The 1,960-nt window shown below is 36.2% G+C and carries 2 protein-coding genes; one reads left to right on the top strand and one right to left on the bottom strand.

Annotated features, from left to right (window positions below; genetic code table 11):
* Window positions 1-338 precede the first annotated feature (338 nt).
* Window positions 339-1,004 carry a CAP domain-containing protein gene (locus tag BFU02S_RS15715; RefSeq protein ID WP_084361166.1) on the bottom strand — a complete coding sequence of 222 codons (666 nt, stop codon included), beginning with the start codon at window positions 1,002-1,004 and terminating at the stop codon, window positions 339-341.
* Between the two features lie 408 nt (window positions 1,005-1,412).
* Here BFU02S_RS15715 and BFU02S_RS15710 point away from each other — a divergent pair, with 408 nt between their 5' ends.
* On the top strand, window positions 1,413-1,883 hold the full coding sequence (locus BFU02S_RS15710) for a divergent PAP2 family protein (protein ID WP_066372716.1): 471 nt from the start codon (window positions 1,413-1,415) through the stop codon (window positions 1,881-1,883).
* Window positions 1,884-1,960: the final 77 nt, after the last annotated feature.

The following is a 1,960-nucleotide window of genomic DNA, read 5'->3' as shown; positions in this document are numbered from 1 at the left end:
AAGCAAAGTTCTGCACTTTCGAGTTTTAATCAAGACACGACCTTCGCTATGGGAATTTAGGTCAGCAAATCCAACACATTTCAAAAGAAAGATTGGAAAAACCAACTAATAATCACATAAACTACCACCATAACTTTAATTTATAATATTTTCCACGTCAAATTTTTATCTACTATTCTTCAAAAATAGAAATATAGACCTAGTTAAATTTTTGTACATACAACTTATGGCTTACAAAACTATACCTATCTATTTTTCTATAAAGCAATGAATCTTTCGGTGAATATTATGCTGCTATAAAAAACGGATAACCCTCATATGGTTATCCGTTAAGAAGATTATTTTCCAATAAAATCTTGTGTCCAGTAATTCCCTTGGGCTACGTATCCAACACCAATGTAGTTATAGTTTGGATTCAAAATGTTGGCACGGTGGCCAGGGCTATTCATCCATGCATTAACAACCTCTTCAGGTGTCTGTTGCCCCTCGGCAATGTTTTCCCCTGCATAGCGATAAGTGATCCCAAATTGCTTCATCATATCAAATGGCGATCCATATGTCGGGCTTGTATGGCTGAAATAGTGATTAGCAGACATGTCCCGTGATTTTTCATGAGCCATTTTGCTTAGTGTAGTATCTACTTTCAATGCAGGCAGACCGTATTTTGCACGCTGCTGATTCGTTAAATCGACCACTTTTTGCTCAAAGGCACTTAAGGTGCTAGTGGTTTGCTTTACTGGTTTTTTTACTGCAACAGTTTGATGTGTTGCAGGTTTCGTAACTTGATGGGATTGCACTTGCATTGAACTATTCTGTGAAGTATTTGTATTAAAATAGTTTTCTATTACTCTATTAATCTCATTTATATCTGTGCCCTGATAATAGTAAATTTTTTCAGGCGCCACTGAGTAATTGGAAGCTGCATGTACATTGGTTTGAGCATGAGTACTGCCAAAAATGGCAGCCGCTGTTGTCACAGTCAGAAATGCTTTACTAATAAACATGTTAAATCTCCTCCTGTTATTTAAAGCTTTACGAAATTATCTTAACATATGATTTTTGTCATATTTCAGGAAGGAAATAACATGGAAATTCATTACCTGGATTAAGGATGCATAAAAGCGGGTATAAAGCTAATAATCTTCATTGTTAGTTTTATACCCAATTCCATGGTAATCCATGATTACCATAAATTATTCTATAAAAAGGGGTTGACAGCTTTATAAAACTTGTTTGTTTTTAACAAATATTTCAGAAAAATGTCGAAACTTACATTCTTTTTAAACGTGGAATGGATCTTATCTAGGCGTTTTTTCTAAACAGGTATGCCATTCGTTCATTTTACATATGATAATAGATAAATACTTAATGCATATCTTGCCGGGTTTGAAATTATTTTTAGGAGGGAATGCATGTTCTTGTCCTTTCCAATTTTGGCTGCTCTTTTAGGGATGTTGATTGCCCAATTTATAAAAATCCCCATTCACTTTGTGACCACAAGGAAAATTAAATGGAGCTTGATGGTCAGTACCGGGGGAATGCCGAGTTCTCACACTGCGACGATCATATCCTTGACTACCGCTATTGGATTGACCTCCGGGGTTTATTCCAATGAATTTGCCATTTGTGTGGTTGTTTCTGCTATTGTCATGCATGATGCCACAGGCGTACGGAGACATGCGGGATACCATGCAGAAGTGTTAAATAAATTATTAGTCAATTTTAATAACCTTGTTGAAACCTTAAAAGACCCAAATGTGAAAAAAACAGAGTCCCGGGAAAAACTAAAGGAACTATTAGGCCACCAGCCGACAGAAGTGTTCTTCGGCGCCATAACCGGCATTATTGTAGGGTATTTAACCTATTTGATTTATCCATTTTAAGGGGATATCCCCAGCTTTAATGGATAAATACCAAAAATAGTCTTCATTCGGGGCATGAAGGTCAAAACTTATGTGCA

The sequence above is a fragment of the Neobacillus fumarioli NBRC 102428 genome (genome assembly GCF_001591485.1).
Taxonomy (GTDB): Bacteria; Bacillota; Bacilli; order Bacillales; family Cytobacillaceae; genus Neobacillus; species Neobacillus fumarioli.
The sequence above is the reverse complement of the archived record's forward strand: the minus strand, read 5'-3'. Positions and strand labels throughout refer to the sequence as shown.

Bases quoted from the DNA above. Each gene is read 5' to 3' on its own strand.
- BFU02S_RS15715 (WP_084361166.1), bottom strand. From the start codon at position 1,004: ATGTTTATTAGTAAAGCATTTCTGACTGTGACAACAGCGGCTGCCATT.
- BFU02S_RS15710 (WP_066372716.1), top strand. From the start codon at position 1,413: ATGTTCTTGTCCTTTCCAATTTTGGCTGCTCTTTTAGGGATGTTGATT.